This window comes from Leucobacter sp. M11, assembly GCF_035726885.1.
In the GTDB taxonomy this organism is placed as follows: Bacteria; Actinomycetota; Actinomycetes; order Actinomycetales; family Microbacteriaceae; genus JAPFRB01.
In genome coordinates, this window is the sequence record NZ_JAPFRB010000003.1 from 406042 (window position 1) to 407089 (window position 1048).

Sequence of the window (1048 nt, forward strand, 5' to 3'; positions counted from 1 at the left end):
CGGGCAGGGAGGCGAACCAGAGCCCCGTCACGGCGAGGGGCAGGGACAGCGACTGGACGCTCAGGCAGATCAGCAGGGTGCGGCGCGGGCCGAGGCGGGCCACGACCGGATTCGAGACGAGCAGGCCGGTCATGGACCCGAGCGCGATCGCGAGCACGATCAAGCTCACCTGGCTCGGGGTCGCGTCGAGGTGGTCCCGGACCGCGGGAATCCGACTGAGCCAGGACCCGAAGTTCAGCCCGAGGAGCAGGAACATGATGAAGACGGCGTTCCGCCACGAGCTCAGGGCAATCGGCGCGCGCGCAGGACTGACGGGCATGGGGGATCCTCTCGCACGGCTCTGGAGCGTTCAGCGTAACAGTCTGCGCGGTCGGTTTTCGCGTTCGCGACCCGGGCCCTCTCGCACGGGGGCGCGGCCCCACCCGCGGTCAGCGAGCGCCGAGTACGGCCCAGCGGTCGCCGCGGGCGCGCAGGCCGAGGGTGACCCCGCGCGCGAGCATGAACACGATCGTGAACCCCGCGGTGAGGGCGGTGAGCGCCGCGGTGCCCTCCGGGAACAGCCGCGTGAGCAGCCAGAGCACGGGCAGGTACGCGGCGAGGTTTGCGAGGCTCGTCCAGGCCAGGTACCGGGCATCCCCGGCCCCCATGAGCACCCCGTCGAGCACGAAGACCACGCCGCTCAGCGGCATCGAGAGCGCGAGGACGAGGAGGGCCGGCGGCAGGATCTCGAGCACAGCGCCGTCGCTCGTGAACACGCGGCCGAGCACCCCGCTGAGCGCCGCCAGGAACCCGGCGAGCAGCAGGCCGCAGGCGACGCCCCAGAACAGGCAGCGCCGGAGCACGAAGCGGGCCTGCGCCGCGTCCCCGGCCCCGAGCGCGGTCCCCACGAGCGCCTGCGCGGCGATCGCGAGGGCGTCCAGGGCGAAGGCCACCGTGCTGAACAGGGTAAACACGATCTGGTACGCGGCGGTGGCCTCGGTGCCGTGGCTCGTCGCCGCGAACACGGTCGCGAGCATCGCCGCCCGCAGGCCGAGGGTGCGCACGAACA

1 protein-coding gene and 1 pseudogene are annotated in these 1048 nt (G+C 72.9%); both read right to left on the bottom strand.

The genetic code is table 11. From position 1 onward, the window contains the following. Positions 1-319: pseudogene (locus OOT08_RS10260) on the bottom strand (MFS transporter); the annotation flags it as partial. A gap of 109 nt (positions 320-428) precedes the next feature. Continuing rightward, positions 429-1048 (bottom strand): MATE family efflux transporter (locus OOT08_RS10265; protein ID WP_325092554.1); only part of this gene is annotated, 620 nt, incomplete at its 5' end.